Annotated in this window: 18 protein-coding genes; 13 read left to right on the top strand and 5 right to left on the bottom strand. The window is 72.3% G+C overall.

The genetic code is table 11. From position 1 onward, the window contains the following. The first annotated feature begins 46 nt into the window (after positions 1 to 46). A complete protein-coding gene (locus EW117_RS07265) occupies positions 47 to 859 on the top strand; it encodes a DUF554 domain-containing protein (protein WP_207211781.1) in 813 nt (270 codons plus the stop codon). A gap of 18 nt (positions 860 to 877) precedes the next feature. Here the strand turns inward: EW117_RS07265 and EW117_RS07260 are convergent, their stop codons facing one another. Further along, entirely contained in the window at positions 878 to 1,819 is a 942-nt protein-coding gene (locus EW117_RS07260; RefSeq protein ID WP_129785182.1) for a LacI family DNA-binding transcriptional regulator, read from the bottom strand. A 161-nt stretch (positions 1,820 to 1,980) separates the two neighbouring features. On the opposite strand from EW117_RS07260, the gene EW117_RS07255 reads away from it, so the two are divergent. From EW117_RS07255 to EW117_RS07215, 9 genes are all read left to right on the top strand, one after another. Further along, entirely contained in the window at positions 1,981 to 2,802 is an 822-nt protein-coding gene (locus EW117_RS07255; protein ID WP_129785180.1) for an ABC transporter permease, read from the top strand. Further along, entirely contained in the window at positions 2,799 to 3,620 is an 822-nt protein-coding gene (locus EW117_RS07250; protein ID WP_242504136.1) for an ABC transporter permease, read from the top strand. The genes EW117_RS07255 and EW117_RS07250 overlap by 4 nt, the downstream gene beginning before the upstream one ends. After that, entirely contained in the window at positions 3,617 to 4,669 is a 1,053-nt protein-coding gene (locus tag EW117_RS07245; RefSeq protein ID WP_129785178.1) for an ABC transporter ATP-binding protein, read from the top strand. Before EW117_RS07250 ends, EW117_RS07245 begins: the two co-directional genes overlap by 4 nt. Further along, a complete protein-coding gene (locus EW117_RS07240) occupies positions 4,666 to 5,739 on the top strand; it encodes an extracellular solute-binding protein (RefSeq protein WP_129785176.1) in 1,074 nt (357 codons plus the stop codon). Before EW117_RS07245 ends, EW117_RS07240 begins: the two co-directional genes overlap by 4 nt. Before the next feature lie 10 nt (positions 5,740 to 5,749). After that, on the top strand, positions 5,750 to 6,844 hold the full coding sequence (locus EW117_RS07235; protein ID WP_242504135.1) for an adenosine deaminase family protein: 1,095 nt from the start codon (positions 5,750 to 5,752) through the stop codon (positions 6,842 to 6,844). 136 nt (positions 6,845 to 6,980) lie between these two features. Further along, positions 6,981 to 8,120 carry a GNAT family N-acetyltransferase gene (locus EW117_RS07230; RefSeq protein ID WP_129785174.1) on the top strand — a complete coding sequence of 380 codons (1,140 nt, stop codon included), beginning with the start codon at positions 6,981 to 6,983 and terminating at the stop codon, positions 8,118 to 8,120. A gap of 8 nt (positions 8,121 to 8,128) precedes the next feature. Beyond that, positions 8,129 to 9,256 carry a GNAT family N-acetyltransferase gene (locus EW117_RS07225; RefSeq protein WP_129785172.1) on the top strand — a complete coding sequence of 376 codons (1,128 nt, stop codon included), beginning with the start codon at positions 8,129 to 8,131 and terminating at the stop codon, positions 9,254 to 9,256. 80 nt (positions 9,257 to 9,336) lie between these two features. Then, complete coding sequence (locus EW117_RS07220) at positions 9,337 to 10,656, top strand: ATP-grasp domain-containing protein (protein ID WP_129785170.1); 1,320 nt, start codon at positions 9,337 to 9,339, stop codon at positions 10,654 to 10,656. Further along, entirely contained in the window at positions 10,653 to 12,725 is a 2,073-nt protein-coding gene (locus tag EW117_RS07215) for a CocE/NonD family hydrolase (protein ID WP_129785168.1), read from the top strand. The genes EW117_RS07220 and EW117_RS07215 overlap by 4 nt, the downstream gene beginning before the upstream one ends. Here the strand turns inward: EW117_RS07215 and EW117_RS07210 are convergent. Further along, positions 12,722 to 13,537 (bottom strand): RNA methyltransferase, encoded by an 816-nt coding sequence (locus EW117_RS07210; RefSeq protein WP_129785166.1) that lies wholly within the window; start codon positions 13,535 to 13,537, stop codon positions 12,722 to 12,724. The genes EW117_RS07215 and EW117_RS07210 overlap by 4 nt on opposite strands. Positions 13,538 to 13,571: 34 nt before the next feature. Next, positions 13,572 to 14,342, bottom strand: a complete 771-nt coding sequence (locus EW117_RS07205; protein ID WP_129785164.1) for an enoyl-CoA hydratase-related protein — start codon at positions 14,340 to 14,342, stop codon at positions 13,572 to 13,574. 60 nt (positions 14,343 to 14,402) lie between these two features. Between EW117_RS07205 and EW117_RS07200 the strand changes: the two genes are divergently transcribed. Next, positions 14,403 to 15,581 (top strand): acyl-CoA dehydrogenase family protein, encoded by a 1,179-nt coding sequence (locus EW117_RS07200; protein ID WP_422890406.1) that lies wholly within the window; start codon positions 14,403 to 14,405, stop codon positions 15,579 to 15,581. Between the two features lie 3 nt (positions 15,582 to 15,584). On the opposite strand, the gene EW117_RS07195 is transcribed toward EW117_RS07200, so the two are convergent. Both EW117_RS07195 and EW117_RS07190 read right to left on the bottom strand, forming a co-directional pair. Then, the gene (locus EW117_RS07195; protein WP_129785160.1) at positions 15,585 to 16,211 is read right to left on the bottom strand and encodes a TetR/AcrR family transcriptional regulator; all 627 of its coding nucleotides are present in this window, start codon (positions 16,209 to 16,211) and stop codon (positions 15,585 to 15,587) included. Between the two features lie 56 nt (positions 16,212 to 16,267). After that, positions 16,268 to 17,263: a hypothetical protein gene (locus EW117_RS07190; protein ID WP_129785158.1), complete on the bottom strand. Its 996-nt coding sequence runs from the start codon at positions 17,261 to 17,263 to the stop codon at positions 16,268 to 16,270. Between the two features lie 181 nt (positions 17,264 to 17,444). Here EW117_RS07190 and EW117_RS07185 point away from each other — a divergent pair, with 181 nt between their 5' ends. Both EW117_RS07185 and EW117_RS07180 read left to right on the top strand, forming a co-directional pair. Further along, on the top strand, positions 17,445 to 18,614 hold the full coding sequence (locus tag EW117_RS07185) for a DUF4185 domain-containing protein (RefSeq protein ID WP_129785156.1): 1,170 nt from the start codon (positions 17,445 to 17,447) through the stop codon (positions 18,612 to 18,614). Between the two features lie 67 nt (positions 18,615 to 18,681). Further along, on the top strand, positions 18,682 to 20,013 hold the full coding sequence (locus EW117_RS07180) for an ABC transporter substrate-binding protein (protein ID WP_129785154.1): 1,332 nt from the start codon (positions 18,682 to 18,684) through the stop codon (positions 20,011 to 20,013). The last annotated feature ends 2 nt before the right edge of the window (positions 20,014 to 20,015 follow it).

The following is a 20,015-nucleotide window of genomic DNA, read 5'->3' as shown; positions in this document are numbered from 1 at the left end:
GTGGGTCGGCGTACCGGACCTCGTAGCGCGCAGTAGGCTCGCGGCCGTGAGTTTCGACTTCCCCGGACTGGGCACCCTCATCAACGTCGCACTGATCGTCGTGGGGTCGCTCCTCGGGATGGCCGTGGGGCACCGGCTGCCCCAGCGCACGCACGCCGTGGTGACCGATATCCTCGGCCTCGTCACCCTGCTGGTCGCCGCGCTGTCCGCGATGGCGGTGACCGACGCCGCCTTCGTCGCGGCCACCGGCAGCGGCGCCCCCGTCCTGATCGTGCTCGGGTCTCTTCTGATCGGCGGCATCGCCGGGTCCCTGCTGCGGATCGAGGCGAGGCTGGAAGGGCTGGCCGGCACGATCCAGGCCTGGCTGGCCAGGCGCACCGGCGGTGCGCGCGCCGGGCGGCGTCGCGGGCTGATCGACGCGAGCGAGGCGGGTCAGGACCATGCGGCGCGCGAGCGTTTCATCGAGGGATGGCTCACCGCGTCCCTGCTGTTCTGCGTCGGGCCGCTCGCCATCCTCGGGTCGCTGTCGGACGGGCTCGGCCGCGGCATCGACCAGCTCCTGCTGAAGTCCGTCCTCGACGGCTTCGCGGCGCTGGCGTTCGCGTCGTCGTTCGGGGTCGGGGTGCTGCTGTCCGCGGTGTCGGTCGCTGTCGTCCAGGGCCTGGTGACGCTGGCCGGCGTGCTGCTCGGGTCGGTGCTGCCGGACGCGCACATCTCCGCGCTGACGGCGACCGGCGGCCTGCTGCTGGTGGGCATCGCCCTGCGGCTGCTGAACGTCAAGCAGATCCCGGTGGGCGACCTGCTGCCCGCCCTGATCGTGGCGCCGCTGCTGACGCAGCTCGTGATCGCGCTGCGCTGACGCCGCCGGACAGGACGGTCAGCCCCGCACCGGCACCGCCAGCCGCACCTGGCGCCCCGGCTCGTCCTGCCCGTCGAGCTGCCGCGTGAGCAGGTCCATCGCCGTCCGGCCCAGCTCCTCGCCGTCGACGTCGATGGCCGGCGTGTGCTCCAGGCCGAGCGCCTCGATGACCGTCGGCTCGGTGCTCACCACGAGGTCGCGCGGCACGTCGACGCCGCGCGTGCCGAGCGCGAGCAGCAGGCCCAGGCCGATGGACGTCGCGTACGGGACGACGGCGGTCGCCCCCGTCTCGAGGACGGCGGGCGTCACCTCGACGCCGGCGGTGAAGGTCGCCGGGCAAGGGCCGAGCACGGTGAGCTCGCTCCCTGCCTGGCGCGCGGCGTCCCGCACAGCGGCCGTACGCTGCCGGTCCTGCCACGAGCCCGGGGGGCCGCCCACGTAGACGATCCGCGAATGGCCCTCGGCCGCGAGCCGCGTGGTCAGCGTGCCGAAGGCGCTGGCGGTGTCAGCCACGACCGACGTCATGCCGTCGATCTCGCGGTCCACCAGGACCGCGGGCTTGGCCGAGCCGGAGCTCGCCACCAGGGTGTCGTTGCCCCGCGGGGCGACGACGAGGAAGCCGTCGACCTGGCGGGCGAGCCGGTCGAACGCGCCCGCGGCGTCGAGCGCGTGCACGGCAACGGTGAGCTGCAGGCCGGCCTCCTCGGCCCGCGCCTGGGCCCCGGCGATGATCGGCGTGAAGAACGCGTTGTCCAGCGTGGGGACGACGATGGCGATGATGCCGCTGCGCCCGCGGGCGAGCTCGCGCGCCGCCCGGTTGGGCACGTACCCGAGCCGGGCGGCCGCCGCCACGACCCGCACGGCGGTCTCGGCGGCGACCAGGCCGCTCCCGTTGAGCGCGCGCGACGCGGTCGCCTTGGAGACGCCGGCCACCGCGGCGACGTCGGACAGATCGGGCAACGTTCCTCCTTTGTCGGTGGGAACACTGTAGACGTTGATTGCAACCGTTTCCGCTGCGCGCGACACACGATGTAACAGGAAGTTAACCAAGGGATTGCAGGAGCACCTCCGCCTATGCCTTAGGGTCCTCTGCAACCGGTTCCATCAACGAAAGACGGCTCGTGCGAGCACGCTCCTCCCTCCTCCTGCTCCTGCCGGGGCTGGCATTCCTGCTCGTCGGCTTCCTGCTGCCGGCGGTCGCGATGCTGTTCGCGCCGCCCGGCGTGGGCTTCGCCCAGGTGCTCGAGCGCATGGCCACGATGCTCACCGACCCCTACGACCTGGGGATCATCTGGCGCACCGTGCGCATCGGGCTGATCGTCACCGCGCTGTGCGTGGTGCTCGGGTTCCCGATCGCCTCGCTGCTGGCCCGCTCGCAGTCGCGCTGGGCGGGGGTGCTGCTCGCGCTGGCGATCTTCCCGCTGCTGCTGAGCAACGTGGTGCGCACCTTCGGCTGGCTGGTCGTGCTCGGGTCGAACGGCGTGATCGGGCAGGTGCTGACCGGCCTCGGCATCGTCGAGGAGGCGCCGCAGCTCCTGTACACCGAGCTGGCGATCGTGCTGGGCCTCGTCCAGCTCTTCCTGCCGCTCGCGGTCATCACCTGCTACTCCGCCGTCGCGCAGGTCGATCCCGGGCTGGACGAGGCGGCCCGCGGGCTGGGCGCCAGCCGCACCCGCGCCTTCTGGACGATCCTGGTGCCGCTCTCGCTGCCGGGCATCGTGGTGGCGGCCACGCTGGTGTTCGCGGGGTCGGTGACCGCCTACACGACCCCCTACCTGCTCGGCGGGTCCAGCCAGCGTCTGCTCTCCACGCAGCTGTTCTCGTACGCGAGCGTCACCGTCGACTGGGCGGCGGCCTCCGCCACCGCGATCGTCATGACGGTGCTGGTCTTCCTGGTCTCCGGCATCTCGACGCTGGCCGGGCGCAAGGGGGCCACCGCATGAGCGCCGTCCTGAGCCGCACCGCGAAGCTCCGCCATCCCGTCGCCGGCACGCTCGCCGTCCTGGGCTACGTCGTGATGATCGTGCCCATCCTGTTCGTCGTCGCGACGGCGTTCACGGCGGGTAGCACGCTGCGCTTCCCGCCCGACGGGCTGTCCCTGCGCTGGTTCGGGGAGGCGGTGGCCTACTCGCCGTTCCTGGAGGCGGTGGTCTCCAGCCTGGAGCTCGCCGTGCTGGCCACCGGGCTCGCACTGCTGCTCGGCGTGCCGGTCACGCTGGCGATCCACCGCGGCCGGCTCCCGGGCAAGGACCTGCTCGAAGGCCTGTTCCTGTCGCCGCTCGTGGTGCCCGAGCTGGTGGTGGGCCTCGCGCTGTACCAGCAGCTCATGATCGGTCTGCGCCTGGACAACTTCACGACGCTGCTGCTCGGCCACACGGCTCTGCTCCTGCCCTACGCGGTGCGCGTCACGGGCGCCTCTCTCGCGCTGGCGGACCCCGCTCTGGAGGAGGCCGCCCGCGGCCTGGGCGCCTCGCCGCTGCGGGCGTTCGTCACCGTGACGCTGCCGATGCTGCGGCCCGGCCTCATCTCGGCGGGCCTGCTCGGGTTCGTCACCTCGTTCAACAACGTGCCGCTGTCGCTGCTGCTGCAGACCCGCGACTTCCGGACGCTGCCACCCGCGATGCTCGACTACGTCCAGCAGAGCTACGACCCCATGGTGGCGGCCGCGTCCACGCTGGTGCTGGCTGCGACGGTGGTCGTCGCCGTGGTCGCCGAGCGCACCGTCGGCTTCGCCAAGATCTTCGGAGGAATCAACCGATGACCACCCCCGCCGCCGCGCTCGTCGGCGTGACCCAGCAGTTCGGCGGCTTCACCGCCGTCGACTCGATCGACCTGAAGATCCCGCGCGGGCGCCTGACCACGCTGCTCGGCCCCAGCGGCTGCGGCAAGACGACGACCCTGCGCATGCTCGCCGGGTACAGCGCGCCGACGTCGGGCCGGATCCTGATCGACGGCGAAGACGCGACCCGGACGCCGCCCGAGAAACGCAACCTGGGCATGGTCTTCCAGTCCTACGCGCTGTTCCCGCACATGACCGTGGCGGACAACGTCGCCTACGGGCCGAAGATGCGGGGCGTGCCCGGCGCCGAGCGGCGTCGCCGGGCCGGAGAGGCGCTCGAGCTCGTCGGGCTCGCGCACCTGGGCGACCGCAAGCCCAAGCAGCTCTCCGGCGGCCAGCAGCAGCGCGTCGCGCTGGCCCGGGCGGTCGCCATCCGACCGCGGCTGCTGCTCCTGGACGAGCCGTTGTCCAACCTCGACGCGCGGCTGCGGGTGCAGATGCGCGCGGAGATCCGCCGCATCCAGTCGGAGACCGGGCTGACGGTCGTCCTGGTCACGCACGACCAGGACGAGGCCCTGGAGATGTCCGACGAGATGGTGCTCATGCGCGCCGGGAAGATCGTGCAGACCGGCGCGCCGCGCGACGTCTTCCCCACACCGGCCGACCGGTTCGTCGCGGAGTTCCTCGGCTACGAGAACTTCCTGACGCTCGCGGACGGGCGGCAGGCCGCCGTCCGCCCGGAGCACCTGCGCGTCGTCCCGCTGGACACGCCCGCGGACGGCGCCGTCGCCCTGGACGCCACCGTGCGCGACGTCGCCTACCGCGGCGTCGACCTGCTCGTGACGCTCGACGCCACCGACCCGGCCGGCACCGCCGTCCGCCTGCTGGCCGACCACCGCACTGACGCCGCCGCCGGGCCGACGCCGTCGGCCGGTGACCGGGTCCGCCTGCTCGCGCCGGAGGCGCGGCTGGCCCTCCTGCCCGCGCTATCCGAACCCGAACTCGACCCCGTCACCGAAGGAATCTCATGAACCGCACCCTGAGAGCTCGCCGCACCGCGGTGCTCACCACCGGCCTCGTGACCACGTCGCTGCTCGCCGCCGGCTGCTCCGCCGGAGACGAGGCCACTGCCGAGGACACCATCGTCGTCTCCACGTTCCCGTTCGGGGTCGAGGAGTTCCAGGAGGCCGTGATCGACCCGTTCACGGCCGAGACCGGCATCGAGGTCGAGGTGGAGACCGGCTCGAACGCCGACCGGCTCTCCCAGCTCGAGGTCGCCGCGGGCGACTCCGGCATCGACGTCATGCTCATCTCGGACTACTACGCCGCGCTCGGGCAGGAGAGCGACCTGTTTCAGGAGGTCGACGCCGCCCAGGTGCCGTCGCTGGACCAGGTCGCGGACTTTGCGCTGGAGGAGGGATACGCCGGGCCGGCCTACAGCTACCAGCTCAACGGCACGCTCTACTCGACCGAGGCGCTCAGCGCCGCCGAGGCCGCCGAGTGGGACCTGTACGGCGACGCCGCGCACGCCGGGAGCCTCGCGCTGCCGGACATCTCGGTGACGGCGGGGCAGCTCATGATCTCGGGCGTGGGGGAGACCTACGGCGACGGGCCGTACGACATCGACACCGCCCTGACGACGCTCGGGGAGTGGGCGCCGGGGATCCTGCAGTTCTACTCGTCGTCCACCGAGGTGACGAACCTGCTGACGCAGGGCGAGATCGTCGCGGCCGACTCCCTGAGCGGCTTCGCGACCGAGCTCGTCGCCTCGGGCGAGCCGTACGCGTGGACTCCGCCGGCCACCGGGCGCTACATGGCCACGAACCGGGCCATGATCCCGGCCGGTGCACCCAACGCCGACGGCGCGCACCAGTTCATCGACTACCTGCTGTCGGCCGAGGCGCAGACGGCGTCCGCGGAGCTGGTGGGCGACCTGCCCGTCAACCCCGACGCGACGGTTCCGGACTCGATCTCGGCCGTCGTCGGCGACATCGCCGCCGACCCGGTGGCCGAGGGCTACGCGACCCTCGACCCGGCCGAGCTCGTGCCCACGCGGGCCGACTGGGTGGACCGGTTCGCCCGAGAGGTGACGGCCGGCTGACCGGCGCCCCATGAACACTCTCACCACCATCGACCGGATGCCGAAGGTCGACCTGCACTGCCACCTCATCGGCACGGTCCGGGCAAGCACCTTCGCGGAGCTCGCCCGCCGGGAAGGGCTCGTGCTGCCCGCCGAGCCCGAACGGATCTACGCCGACGTCAACTCTCAACCGCCGGACCCGGACCTCTACCGCGACACGCGGATCCCCGTGCCGCAGGGGCGCGGCGCCGACGAGCCCGCGGTCTCGTACTCGCTGTTCCAGGTCTCCCGCTGGGTGACCCAGGTGCTGCGCACCGCCGACGACCTGACCCGGATCACCTACGAGGCGTTCGAGGCGGCGCACCGCACCAGCGCCACGCGTCACCTGGAGGTGTCGTTCGACTCCGTACCCGGGCACCTCGCGTCACTGGGATACCTGGGCTCGGTCGAGGCGTACGCCGAGGGCATCCGGATGGCCGAGCGCGACTTCGGCATGACCGGCCGGCTCATCGCGGGCATCGACCGCAGCGGCTCTGGCGAGGACGCGCTGGAGCGGGTGCGCACCGTCGTCGACCACCCGCACGAATACGTCGTCGGCATCGGGCTGGACAACCTCGAGACGGCGGGCCCGCCCGAGCGGTTCGCGGCCGCCTACCGGCTCGCGGGGGAGGCCGGCCTGGGCCGGACGGCGCACTCCTCCGAGCACGCCCCGGTCGCGGTCAACACCGTGACCTGCCTGGACGTGCTCGGCTGCGACCGCATCGACCACGGCTACTTCGTCCTGCAGGACGACGACGTCGTGGCGCGGGTGCGCGACGAGCAGGTGCCGTTCACCGTCATCTCCACGACGTCGCGGCGCTCCTGGCGGCCGTGGCGACGGGCGTCGATCGCGGCGATGCTGGACGCCGGGCTGAACGTGATCCCGGCGTCCGACGACCCGGGGATGTTCCCCACCACGCTGGCCGGCGAGTACCGGATCCTCGCCGAGGACCTTGCCGTGCCCGCCGAGCGGCTGCGCGCGATGGCGCTGGCCGGGGTGGAGGCATGCTGGCTGCCGCCGGCGGAGAAGGCGGCGCTGCGCGCGCGGGTCACGGCGGAGCTGGACGCGGCGGCGGGGGAAAGATGACGCAGCCGGGTAGGTAACGGAGCCGTAGCAGTGCTACCTGTGTGTTACCTACCCGGCCGTGCAAGTCTTGCTCCCGGTCGAGAACCGCCCCGCAAAATCCCGTGCCCGGCGAGGTGCGGTCGCTTAGTTTGGCCGTATGTCCACGCCCGCGTCCGGCCGCCTTTCCGCCGTGTCCGAGTCCTCGCGACCCTCGATCGCCGCGCGTGCCGCCGCGCCGCGCGCACTGCCGGTCCCCACCGCGGGCGGCCTGACCTGGCGGACCTGGACCCGGCAGGACGTGCCCGCGCTCGCGCAGCTCCTGCGCGCGGTCGAGCAGGCCGACGGCCGGGACTGGTTCACCTCGCCCGAGGAGATCGCGGAGAGCTTCGACGCCCCCGTGTTCGACGCCGCCGCCGACACCCTGGTCGGCCTCGACGCCGACGGCGCCATGCGGGCCTACGCCTGGGCCGAGCGGTTCCCGACCGACGGCGCCAGCCTCCTGCGGGTCACCGTGCACGGCGGGGTGCACGCCAGCCGGCGCGGCGAGGGCATCGGCACCGAGCTCCTCGCGTGGGGGACGGCACGTGCGCGGCAGGCGCTCGCGGCGTCGGCCGGCGACCCGTTGCTCGACCACCTGCCCGCGCGGATCTCGGTCCACACCGATGACACGGACCCCGCCGAGCGCCGCGCACTGCTGCGCGCCGGCGGGTTCGAGCCGATCCGCTACTTCGCCAACCTGGTCCGCGACCTGAGCGCGCCGGTGCCCGCCGTCGGGCTCGAGCCGCCGCTGCGCCTGCTGCCCTGGTCCGACGCGCTGGAGGACGCCGCGCGCCTGGCCCGCAACGACGCGTTCCGCGAGCACTGGGGCAGCCAGCCGCGGACCGCCGAGTCGTGGCGGGCGCACCGCAGCCACTTCGTGCCCGAGTGGTCCTTCGTGGTGGTCGACGAGTCGGTGGAGTACGAGGGATCCGAGTCCGAGCAGCCGGGGGACGTGACGGTCGCCCCGGGCACGCCATACGTCGTCGGGCTGCACCGGGCCGAGCGGTACGAGCACGACTGGGAGTCGCAGGGGTACACGGCGGGCTACACGGGCCTGCTGGGCGTGCGCCGCGCGTACCGCGGACGCCGCATCGCGGCCGCCCTGCTCACGCACGCCATGCACGTCTACGCCGCCGACGGCATGCAGTACGCCGAGCTCGACGTCGACGCTGACAACCCGACGGGGGCGCCCGCCCTGTACGCACGGCTGGGCTACACCAAGAGCGACGGCTCCACCGTCTACTCGATCGAACTCTAGGGACCGCCATGACCACGCAGACCCCCACCCTCGCCCCGATCGCCGAGCGCGCCGCCGCGCCGGCGACCCTGACCCTGCCCATGGCCGGCGGCCTGACCTGGCGCGCCGCCACCCGCGAGGACGCGCCCGCGTGGCTCGCGCTGCGCAACCGCATCGCCCCGGCCGACGCCCAGCCGTACGTCGAGACGCTGGAGGAGATCGAGGAGATCTTCGACGGCGAGTGGCGCGACATGGCGGCGGACTCCCTGCTCGGGTTCTCCACCCGCCCGGAGGACGACGGCGTCCTCGTGGCCTGGGCCCAGGTCGAGTGCCCGCCCGGCGACGTGACCGTGGCTCGCGCGTTCTGCTGGGGCGGCGTGCACCCGGACCGCCGCGGCGAAGGCATCGGCCGCGAGCTGTTCGCCTGGGAGACGGGCCGCGCCCGGCAGCTGCTGGCGGCGTCGGGCAAGGACGTGCCTGCCCGGATCGCCACGTTCGCCGACGACGACGCCCCCGCGACGAAGCACCGGCTGTATGAGCGAGCCGGGTTCGGCGTGCGCCGCTACTACTCCGACCTCGCGCGGCCGCTCACGGGGCCGGACGCCGCCCCGGTGCCCGAGGTGGCGCTGGCCGGGTCGCTGCGCCTCGTGCCGTGGTCCACCGACCTGGACGAGCCCACCCGCCTGGCGCACAACGACGCCTTCCGGGACCACTGGGGCAGCCAGCCGCAGACCCGCGAGCAGTGGGCGCAGCGCGCCGGGTTCGCGCCCGAGTGGTCGTTCCTCGTGATCGACGAGGCGCCCGACGTCGACGCGCTCCTGGCCTCGCCGGACACCGACGCCGACACCGCCGCCGCGCTCCGCGCCGGGGAGCCGCTGGTGGTGGGCTACGAGCTGGCCGCCCGGTACACCGAGGACTTCGCGGTGCGCGGATACTCCTTCGGGTACACCGACATCCTCGGCGCACGTCGCGGGTACCGGGGGCGCAAGGTCGCCCTCGCAGCGCTCGCCGAGGGCATGCGGGCGTTCGCCGCCGAGGGCATGCAGTACGCGGCCCTCGACGTCGACACGGCCAACCCGAGCGGTGCTCACGGCCTGTACGCGAGCCTGGGCTACGTCAAGACGTCGGGCTCCCGCATGTACTCGATCGAGCTGTAGCCCCGGCGCCGGCAAGTCCGGGACGGCGAGCCGGCACGCGTCCGTTGCGGGCGAGCGGGGCTCGTGGTTACGTCGAAAGCATGGGCAGACCCGACGGCCGGACGTGCAACGTGTTCGTGCTGGGAATGACCGACCTCCAGCGGGAGGAGCTGGGACGCATGCGGCACGCGGCGCGCTTCACGTTCCGCTCGCTGCTCGACTACGAGAGGCTCGTCCGCGACACCGAGTACGACTTCGATGCGCTGCTCGACCAGGCGCGCGCCCAGCTCGCCGACTTCCCGGGGCCGATCGACGCGATCGTGTGCCACTGGGACTTTCCGAGCTCGCTCCTGGCGCCCATCCTGTCCCACGAGCACGGCATCCCCGCTCCGTCCGTGACGAGCATGCTCAAGTGCGAGCACAAGTACTGGAGCCGGCTGGAGCAGTGGCAGTCGGTCCCCGAGGTGGTCCCCGGGTTCGCCGCGTTCGACCCGTTCGCCGACGACGCCCGGGACCAGGTGCACCTGTCCTACCCGTTCTGGGTGAAGCCGGTCAAGGCGCACTCGTCGAACCTGGGGTTCGAGATCCACGACGACGAGGAGTTCGAGTCGGCCCTCGACCAGATCCGGTCGGAGATCACCGACGTCGGCGACGCCTTCAACCAGGTGCTGAGCCGGGTGGAGCTCCCGGAGGCCATCCGCGGAGCGGACGGGAACACCTGCCTCGCCGAGGAGATCATCACCGGGGTCCAGGTCGCCCCCGAGGGTGTGGTCGCGCGGGGCCGGTTCAGCGTGCACGGCATCGTCGACATGCACAAGGATCGGGCCGGGCACAGCATCGACCACCTGGACTACCCCGCCGTGACCGTCCCCGCCGAGGTGCAGCAGCGGATGGTCGACACCGCGGAACGTTTCCTGCGACACATCGGCTATGACGACGGGGCCTTCAACGTCGAGTACATGTGGGACCGGGAGACCGACGTCCTGCGACTCATCGAGGTGAACACGCGCATCTCGCAGTCCCACACCGAGCTCTTCCTCAAGGTCGACGGGACGTCCAACCATGAGCTGGCCATCGACGTCGCGCTGGGCGAGCCCCCGGAGATGCCGTACCGGCAGGGCCGGTTCGCCGTCGCTGGCCAGTGGCACATCTTCCACGACGCCGACGCGGTCGTGCGCAGGATCCCCGGCGAGAGGGAGCTGGCCGCCCTCCAACGCGCCCTGCCGGACACGAAGGTCACCTTCCAGGTGGCGCCCGGCGACCGGCTCTCCGACCTGCCCAACCAGGACAGCTACCGGTTCAAGCTGGGCTGCGTCTACCTGGGGGCCGACGACCACGACCAGCTCGTCGACCGGTTCCGCCAGGCGGTGGACCTGTTGCCCTTCGAGCTCGACCCCGTCCCCGAGGAGGACCCTGGATGAGGACAGTCACCGACCTGCCGCACGAGGTCGAGACCGTCGAGAACGTGTTCATCCCTCTGCGCGACGGTCAGCACGTGGCCGCACGGATGTGGGCTCCGGTCGACGCTGCGACGCGCCCCGTACCCGCCGTCATGGAGTACATCCCGTATCGCAAACGGGACGCCACCCGTGGCCGGGACGCGTACAACCACCCGTACATCGCCGGGCACGGGTACGCCTGCGTGCGGGTGGACCTCCGGGGCAGCGGCGACTCCGACGGCGTGCTGGTGGACGAGTACCGCACGCAGGAGCTCCACGATGCCGAGGACGTTATCGCCTGGCTCGCGGAGCAGCCGTGGTGCGACGGCAACGTCGGGATGATGGGCATCTCCTGGGGCGGCTTCAACAGCCTCCAGGTGGCCGCCGTCGCGCCTCCGGCGCTCAAGGCGGTCGTCAGCGCGTCGGCCACCGACGACCTCTATGTCGACAACATGCACTACATGGGCGGCTGCCTGCTCGCGGACAACCTGTCGGAGGCGACGGTGATGTTCGCGTTCAACAGCCTGCCGCCCGACCCCGCCGTCGTCGGCGACCGGTGGCGCGAGATGTGGCGCGAACGCCTCGAGGGCAGCGGGCTCTGGCTCGACACCTGGTTGCGGCACCAGCGTCGGGACGACTACTGGAAGCCCGCGTCGGTCTGCGAGGACTACTCCCGGGTGCGGTGCCCGGTGATGGCCGTCGGTGGCTGGGCCGACGGCTACACCAACGCCATCTTCCGGCTCCTGGAGCACCTCGACGTTCCCCGCAAGGGCCTGGTCGGCCCCTGGGGGCACCGCTATCCGCACCTCGGCGTGCCGGGCCCGGCCGTCGGCTTCCTCCAGGAGGTGGTGCGCTGGTGGGACCACTGGCTCAAGGGCGTCGACACCGGGCTGGAGGACGAGCCGATGCTGCGCGCGTGGATGCAGGACAGCATCCCGCCCAGCGCCTCCTACGAGGACCGGCCCGGCCGCTGGGTCGCCGAACCGAGCTGGCCGGCCCTCGGGGTCCAGGACCGGGAGTACCGGTTCACGCCTCACCACCTGGCGCCGGTGGGTGGCGCCCAGGTCGCGCCGGAGGCCGGCGAGGACGACGAGGCCCGCGAGCACCAGGTGCGCCTGCGCTCACCCCTCAGTGTCGGGATGTTCGCCGGCAAGTGGGCGTCCTACTCCGCGGTGCCGGACCTGCCGTACGACCAGCGCGAGGAGGACGGCGGGGCCCTCGTGTTCGAGACGGAGCCGCTCGCCGAGCCCCTGGAGCTCCTCGGGCTGCCCCGCGTCGCGCTCGAGGTCTCGTCCGACCGTCCGGTGGCACAGCTCGCGGTCCGGCTGTCCGACGTCGCCCCGGACGGGGAGGCGACCCGCGTGACGTACGGGGTGCTGAACCTGACGCACCGCGAGGGCAGCGAGAGCCCGCGGGCGCTCGAGCCCGGCCGCACCTACCCGGTGACGGTCCAGCTCAACGGCATCGGCCAGGCCCTGCCTGCCGGGCACCGGCTGCGGGTGTCGATCTCGACGTCGTACTGGCCGCTGATCTGGCCGGCCCCGGAACCGGCGACCGTGACGATCACCACCGGCAGCAGCGCCCTGTACCTGCCGGTCCGCCGCCCTCGTCCCGAGGACGAGCACCTGCGGCCCCTCGGTGCCCCGGAAGCTGCCGAGGAGGGGGAGACGACGGTGCTCGCCACCGGCGAGCACTCGTGGCGCGTCACGAGAGACCTCGCCACCGACGTCTCGCGGCTGGAGATCGTCAACGACCAGGGCACCTTCCGGATCGAGGACACCGGCGCGGTGATCCACCGGGACACCCGCGAGTGGTACAGCTTCCGGTGGAACGACGTCACCTCCGCACGCGGTGAGACCCGGACCGTCCGCCGGCTGGAGAACGGCGCCGACTGGCGCGTCGAGGTGGTCACCCGCACGGTCCTGACGTGCACGGCGACCGAGTTCCTCATCAACGCGCAGCTCGACGCGTACGAGCTCGACGAGGAACAGGGGCACCCGCGGGTCTACGCGCAGAACTGGCAGCGACGGATCGCCCGGGACCTGGTCTAGCCGTTGGCCAGGCGCTGGCGGCGCGCCTCGTAGAGCACTACCGTCGCCGCGTTCGCCGCGTTGAGCGAGCTCGCCGAGCCCGTCATCGGGATGCTGAGGGTCACGTCCGCGGCGTCCAGCCAGGCTCGGGTCAGGCCGCCGGTCTCGCTGCCGACCAGCAGCAGGACCGGCTGGGTGAGGTCGAACGCGGAGACGTCGGCGTCGCCGTGCTCGTCCGTCGCGACGACGACGATGGGCAGGCCCGCGGCGCGGCGCTCGCCGACCCAGGCCATGACCTCAGCCGAGGACGGCGCCCGCACCACCGGCGTCGCGAAGAACGACCCGGTGGTGGCCCGCACCGCCTTCGGGTCGTAGGCGTCGGCCGCGTGCCCGGTGGTGATCACGCCGTCGGCCCCGAACGCGTCGGCCGAGCGCACGATCGCGCCGATGTTGCCCGGCTGCGTGGGCCGGTCGAACACGACCCCCAGGAAGTCCGGGCCCGTCTCGATGCGGTCCAGGGTGTCGGGCCGCATCCCGACGACGGCGAGCAGCTCGGCCTCGTCCTTCTCGGCGAGCTCCGCCAGCAGGTCGGGCGCCATCTTCACGTGCTCCACCTGCGGGTGGGCCGCGAGCACGCCCCGGGCCCACTGCGAGAGGTGGCGCTCGGCGTCGTACAGGAGGGAGTGGATCTCCCAGCCGTGCTCGACCGCCATGGTGATGGGCCGCACGCCCTGCACGATGAACTCGGCGGCCCGGTGCCGCTTGTTGCGGTTGGTCAGCAGGGTCTGGAGCTGCTGGAAGCGTGCGTTGCGCGAGGAGATCCGGATGGCCACACCCCATCCAAGCACCCCGGGCGGGCGGTCGCCGTCAGCGCTTCAGCACCTTCGCCATCGCCGCGCGGGCGGGCTCCGAGCCGAACAGCTCGGCCGACGTCGCGACGGCGTCCTCCACGTGCGCGTCGAAGCGGGCCAGGGCGTCCGCGTTGAGCAGCTCCTTCGTGGCGGCCAGCCCCTGCGGGTCGCCGGCGGCCAGCCCGGCCAGCACCGCCGCGACCTCCTCGTCGATGTCGTCGAGCGGGACGGTGCGGGTCACCAGGCCCCAGGCCGCGGCGTCGGCCGCCGAGAACGGCGCGCCCGTGAGGAACGTGCGCGACGCCGCCCGCGGCGTCATCCGCGGCAGTACCGCCAGCGAGATGACGGCGGGCGCGAGCGCGAGGCGGGCCTCCGTGAAGGCGTAGGTGATCTGGTCGGCGCTGATCGCGACGTCGCACGCGGCCACCAGCCCGATACCGCCGGCCCGCACCGGCCCGTGCACGCGCGCGACGACGGGCCGGGGCAGGGCGAGGAGCGCGCGCAGTACCTCGGCGAGCCGTCGCGCGGACCGGGTCATGCCGTCGGCCAGGGCCTCCGTGAGGTCCGCCCCGGAGCAGAACGCGGGGCCGTTGGCGGCCAGGACGACGGCGTGGACGTCGTCGCCCGCGGCGCGGTCCAGAGCCGCCTGGAGCTGGTCGAGCACGGCGTACGAGAGGGCGTTGCGCCGCCCCGGGTTGTCGAGGGTGATCCGGGCATACGGGACGGGCGGAGCGTCGGACAGGTCGAGCTCTACGACGTCGTAGGCGACCTGGCTCTGGTGCGGCATCGGGAACTCCTCCGGGTGGGGCCTGGCGCAGCGAGGTTAATGATGGTTAACCTCTGTGACATGCCTAACATGCATACCTCACCAGAGAACCCGGGGCACACCAAGCTCCGGGACGCGGTACGGAACTTCGCCGACCGCGAGATCGCGCCCCACATCGCCCGATGGGACAGGGAGAGTCGCCTGCCCGTCGAGGTGGTGCACCAGATGGGGGAGCTGGGCCTGTTCGGCCTGACCGCCCCGGAGGAGTACGGCGGGTCCGACCTCGGGCTCACCGGCCTCAGCATCGCCGTCGAGGAGATCGGCCGCGTGGACCAGTCCGTCGGCATCACGCTCGCGGCCGGCGTCGGCCTCGGCGTCGGCACCCTGCTGACCTACGGGACCGAGGAGCAGAAGGCCACCTGGCTGCCCGACCTCGTCGCAGGCCGCCGGCTCAGCGCGTTCGGCCTCACCGAACCCGGCGCGGGCAGTGACGCCAACGCCATGGAGACCACCGCGGAGCTCGTGGACGGCCAGTGGGTCATCAACGGCGCCAAGCAGTTCATCACCAACTCCGGAACACCGATCACCAGCGTCTGCACCGTCGCGGCCCGCACCGGCACCCTGCCCGACGGCCGGCCCGAGCTCAGTGCCGTCCTCGTGCCCACCGACACCCCCGGGTTCGTCGTCGAGCCCCTGCACGACAAGATGAGCTGGCGCTCCTGTGACGTCCACCCGCTGCGCTTCGAGGACGTGCGCGTCCCCGAGGCCAACCTGCTGGGCGTGCGGGGCGACGGGTTCAAGCAGCTCATGATCTGCCTCAACGCGGGCCGGGTCGCCGTCGCGGCGCTGGCCACCGGCTGCATCCAGGCGATGCTGGACCTCACGGTGGAGCACGCCGGCGTGCGCCCCACCTTCGGCGGCCCGATCGGCCGCAAACAGGGCGTGGCGTTCCAGATCGCCGACATCGAGGTGATGCTCCAGGCGAGCCGCGCGCTCACCTATCGGGCCGCGGCGCTGAAGGACGAGGGTGCGCCGCTCGACGAGTTCCGGCGGGCGTCGTCCGTCGCCAAGCTCTACGCCGCGGAGTCCGCCGTGACGGCCACGCGCATCGCGGCGCAGGTGTTCGGCGGGTACGGCGTCATGGAGGACGGCCCGATCGCCCGCTTCTACCGCGACGCCAAGGTCCTGGAGATAGGCGAGGGCACGTCAGAGCTCCAGCGCATGCTGATAGCGAGGGGGCTGGGTCTCCCTGTGGAGTAACGGTCACGGGGAGGGGAGGAGGGCCGCGCGGGCCATGGTCGTCAGGAGACGGCGCATGGCGTCGCGGCCGATGCGCGCGCTGTGCGGGGTCGAGTTCAGCAGGCCGAACGCCGCCTGCACCGCGGCCCGCGCCTGCGGTGCCGACAGATCGGGGCGCAGCGGCCGCAGCGCGTCGCACCATACGTCTACGTAGGCGAGCTGCCGCTTGCGGACCTGCGCCCGGGTGTCCGCGCCGAGCGCGCCCCACTCCCGCTCCTGCACGACGATCAGGGCCGGGTTGTCGAGCGCGAAGTCCGCGTGCCGGGCGATCAGCGCCTCCAGGGCCGCCGCGGCCGCGGCGGGGTCCGGTTCCGGCTGTCCGACGGCGGCCTCCGCCTCAGGAGCCGGCTGTCCGACGCCGGTGCGTGCACCGCCGTCGGACAGCAGCTCCCGGGCGCCCGCGAGGAGCTGGTCGGAGGCGTGCAGCAGGCACTGCCCGAGGATGTCCTCCTTGCCCGCGAAGTGCTTGTACAGGGCGGGGCCGGAGACACCGACGGCGGCGCCGATGTCTCCCATGGAGACGCCGTGGAAGCCACGGTCGGCGAACAGGTCGGCTGCCGTGCTCAGGATCTGCTGCCTGCGCGGGGTCACGGGAAGCAGTCTAGGAGTGCGGCCGCCAGGCAGTCCGGGCTGGTCAAGGGCTGGGCTCAGGGCCCCAGATGCCGCGCCGCTGCGGGTGCGACGTCGTCGTCGGACCGGAAGGGCTCGACCCAGTAGACGAGCTCCTGCCCGTCCCGGAAGGGCTCGACCACCTCGAAGTTCTCGTAGGAGACGCCGCCGGGGACGGGTGCCGCGCTCGCCCAGTAGGCCCAGCGGCCGTTGACCAGGACCCGGAGCTCGTCGCTCGGTTCGGGGACGCGCCAGCCCTGTACCGCCTTCTCGCCGGTGTACCGCCAGTGCTCGGCCGTCCCCTCGGCGTGCTCGGCCTCGTGCGGGGCGGCTTCGTCCGGCGTCGCCCATACGCTGATCGTCCCGCCGGACTCGACCAGGTCCGCGCGCTTGAAAACGCCGTGGGCGGCGAAGCCGGTACCGGTGAACCCGGGCCACAGCTCGGCGGGCGTCACCACCCGGTCGCGCAGGTGGAGCCGCCGCAGCCGGGCGAAGTTCCCCATCGTCGCAGTGAGCACGCACGACTCCAGCGGGACCGAGCCCTCCCGGAGCGACGTCGCGACCGACACCTCGTGCGGGCGGTCGGCCCGGAAACGGACCCGCACCACCACTTCGGCGCCGTTCTCGAAGCGCTCGCTGTGCACGTAGACGGTCAGGTGCTCGACGCCGTCGATCCGCTCGGTCACACCGCGGGCCGGGCGCCGCGGGTCGCGCGGGGCCGGGTCGTCCGGGGTGTCGGCGCTCCAGAACCGCTTGCCCGGCGCGTCGTCCAGGGCGCTGTTCTCCAGCTCCGAGTAGCCGCGCTCCGTCGCCCCCTGAGGGATCGGCTCGACGGCGATGAAGTTGAGCAGCCGGTCGCGCGGGTGCCCGAGGTAGGGGGCGTAGACGCGCAGCAGCCCGCGCGGGCCGCGCAGCGGGTGCAGGCCCACCTGCAGGCCGTCGGCGAAGCCCCAGCGTGGTTCGGCAAGGGCCGCGCCCCCGGGGCGGAGCCACGGTTCGGAGAAGCCGTCGGTGCCGGCGGTGGTGTGTGCCATCAGACCTTCCAGACCTCGCTCGGGAGGGGCGTCGTCACCCGCGCACACCGTAGCCAGAATAGAAACCGGTTTCAAGTTCGGCGTCGCTAGGTGAGGCCCAGGCGGCCGCCAAGCACGGCACTTGACGATGAAATCGGTTTCTGCCAATCTGGGGACTATCGCCATCGATCAAGGAGGATTCATGGCACGCAGGCTCGGACGTACCGCGCTCGTCGTCGCCCCCGCGGTCGGCGCGCTGTCGCTGGTCGCAGGTGTCGGCTCCACTGCCGTCGCCGGGCCGGACGGCGCCGACGGCCTCGACAGCCGCGACGAGGGATTCGTGCTCACGGACGTCACCGACGTCGAACGCGTCGGACAGATCACCGGCGCCGAAGGCCCCGGCGACACCACGCAGTACTCGGTGAACTTCACGGACCTCGGCTCGATGTTCGAGGCCGACGGCAAGGTGTGGTTCGCGTTCGGCGACACCTTCGGCGAGCGCGACGACGACATGACGGGCGGCGGGGGCTCCCTCTGGCGCTCGAACACCCTGGGCTGGACCACGGACGCCGACCCGTCGGACGGCATCACGATCGAGGGGATGATCCTCGACGACGCCGGAGTCGCGAAGGAGCTGCTGGCTTCCAAGAAGGTCGACGGCGACGAGATCACCGTCATCCCCACCCACGGCTTCGCCACCGATGCCGGGATGTACCTGCACTACATGTCGGTACGGCAGTGGGGGACGCCGGGCGAGTGGGAGGTCAACCATGCGGGCCTCGCGAAGTCGACCGACGAGGGGCAGACCTGGGAGAAGCTGGACGCGCCCCGATGGGGCGGCGAGTCCGGCTTCGTGCAGATCAGCCCGGCCCACGTGACCGTCGGCGGCCGGGACTGGCTCTACGTCTGGGGCGTCACGCACGGGCGGTTCGGCGGCGTCTCGCTCGCCCGGGTGCCGGCCGCGCAGGTGGAGGATCCCGCGGCCTGGCAGTACTTCGCGGGCCTGGCCGACGGCGGCGCGGGCAGCGGCGCCGACGCCGCCCCGCGCTGGGCCGCCGACCCGGTGGACGCGGCCCTCGTGCTCGACGACACCGTCGGCGAGCTCTCCGTGGTCTGGAACGACCACCTCGACCGCTGGATCATGACCTACCTCGCCGAGGGCCGCGGCATCGTCCTGCGCGAGGGACTGTCCCCCTGGGGCCCGTGGGGCGAGCCGTTCGAGCTCGTCGGCGCCACCGAGGTCCCGGGGCCGTACGCGCCCTACATGCTTCCCCGCTACACGGAGGACGGCGGGCGGACCATCTACTTCGCCCTGTCGATCTGGGATCCGTACAACGTGTTCTGGTACCGGGCCGAGCTGGCCAGGGACTGACGGCGCGACGACCGCGCACGCGGACCACAGCGAATCACTCACGAGTTCACACCACGAGGAGATACCCATGTTCAGCAAGCGATCACGCCGCGCCATCGGAGTCGCGGCCGCCGTCGTCACGGCCTTCGGCCTCGCCGCGTGCGGGAACGGCGGCAGCCAGGCGGCGGACGGCCGGGTGCACGTCACGTTCTGGCAGCAGAAGTTCGAGGACTACCAGCAGGCCTGGTTCAAGGAGAACGTTGAGGCGTTCAACGCCTCGCAGGACGAGATCACCGTCGACCTCCAGGTCGTGCCCGCTGACACGTGGGAGCAGAAGCTGCAGGCGGCGCAGGCCGCGGGCAAGCAGCCGGACGTCGCCACGACGAACTACGGCAGCATCAAGCCGGGCGTCGCGGAGGGCAAGTTCGCCCCGCTGGACGAGCTCCTCCCGGCCGAGGCCTTCGACGACGTCAAGGAGAACGTCGCCCCGTTCGTCACCGTGGACGACCAGCACTACGCGTACCCGATGCTCGTGGAGCCCTCCACGGTCCTGTACTACCGGACCGACCTCGCGAAGGAGGCGGGCCTCGACCCGGACAGCCCGCCCGAGACCTGGGACGAGCTGCTCGAGTGGTCGAAGGCCCTGACGAAGGGCGACGTCAAGGGGATGACCGTCGCGTCGACCGCGGCCGACCTGAGCTGGTCGAGCTGGGGCCTGCAGCTCAACGCCTGTGGGTACCTGCCGATCGCCGACGACTGGTCGGCGGGCCGGGCGACCGAACCGTGCTTCGCGGACCTCGCGAACTTCTACAAGGAGCTCTACCAGGAGGGCCTCATCCCGCAGCAGCCCAAGGTGGCCTACGCGGACGGCCAGCCGTACGGCGAGGGCGAGGTGGCGATGATGCAGGGTGGCTCGTGGGTGGTCGGCCAGCTCAAGAACGACTTCCCGGACGTCGTCGACAAGACCATGGTGGCCCCGTTCCCGTCAATCGACGGCGACCTGACGAAGACGACGGCGACCCTCGGCGGCTGGACGCTCACACTCGACTCGAAGTCCGAGGCACCCGAGGAGGCGGCCCGGTTCATCGAGTACCTGCTGGCGGGCGACCCGGAGATCATGGCCGGCTTCTTCAAGGAGACGGGCTACTCGAAGTACACGGTCCGCGACTCGGTCGACGAGGTGCTCGCGGACGACCCCGAGGCCTCCGCCGACCCGTTCATGGCGGTCATCTCCGACGAGATAGTGCCCTACGGCCAGGCCGAGCCCGCGTACCCGTACGACATCGCGATGGCCTTGGGGACGGCGCTCGAGTCGGCCATGAAGGGCACCACCGACGTCGACGGAGCGCTGCAGACCGCGGACGACGCGATCAACGACGTCATCGACAAGCAGAAGCTCGCGGGCGCGGCGACGGACTAGGG

Origin of the sequence: Promicromonospora panici (assembly GCF_900608595.1) — a bacterium.
GTDB lineage: Bacteria > Actinomycetota > Actinomycetes > Actinomycetales > Cellulomonadaceae > Promicromonospora > Promicromonospora panici.
Note: the sequence above shows the minus strand (reverse complement) of the source record. Positions and strands in the feature narration are given on the sequence as shown.

Excerpts from the sequence above, each read along its gene's own strand:
- EW117_RS07250 (WP_242504136.1), top strand. The coding sequence starts at position 2,799 with ATGAGCGCCGTCCTGAGCCGCACCGCGAAGCTCCGCCATCCCGTCGCC.
- EW117_RS07245 (WP_129785178.1), top strand. The coding sequence starts at position 3,617 with ATGACCACCCCCGCCGCCGCGCTCGTCGGCGTGACCCAGCAGTTCGGC.
- EW117_RS07240 (WP_129785176.1), top strand. The coding sequence starts at position 4,666 with ATGAACCGCACCCTGAGAGCTCGCCGCACCGCGGTGCTCACCACCGGC.
- EW117_RS07235 (WP_242504135.1), top strand. The coding sequence starts at position 5,750 with ATGAACACTCTCACCACCATCGACCGGATGCCGAAGGTCGACCTGCAC.
- EW117_RS07230 (WP_129785174.1), top strand. The coding sequence starts at position 6,981 with ATGTCCACGCCCGCGTCCGGCCGCCTTTCCGCCGTGTCCGAGTCCTCG.
- EW117_RS07225 (WP_129785172.1), top strand. The coding sequence starts at position 8,129 with ATGACCACGCAGACCCCCACCCTCGCCCCGATCGCCGAGCGCGCCGCC.
- EW117_RS07220 (WP_129785170.1), top strand. The coding sequence starts at position 9,337 with ATGGGCAGACCCGACGGCCGGACGTGCAACGTGTTCGTGCTGGGAATG.
- EW117_RS07215 (WP_129785168.1), top strand. The coding sequence starts at position 10,653 with ATGAGGACAGTCACCGACCTGCCGCACGAGGTCGAGACCGTCGAGAAC.
- EW117_RS07205 (WP_129785164.1), bottom strand. The coding sequence starts at position 14,342 with ATGCCGCACCAGAGCCAGGTCGCCTACGACGTCGTAGAGCTCGACCTG.
- EW117_RS07200 (WP_422890406.1), top strand. The coding sequence starts at position 14,403 with ATGCCTAACATGCATACCTCACCAGAGAACCCGGGGCACACCAAGCTC.
- EW117_RS07190 (WP_129785158.1), bottom strand. The coding sequence starts at position 17,263 with ATGGCACACACCACCGCCGGCACCGACGGCTTCTCCGAACCGTGGCTC.
- EW117_RS07185 (WP_129785156.1), top strand. The coding sequence starts at position 17,445 with ATGGCACGCAGGCTCGGACGTACCGCGCTCGTCGTCGCCCCCGCGGTC.
- EW117_RS07180 (WP_129785154.1), top strand. The coding sequence starts at position 18,682 with ATGTTCAGCAAGCGATCACGCCGCGCCATCGGAGTCGCGGCCGCCGTC.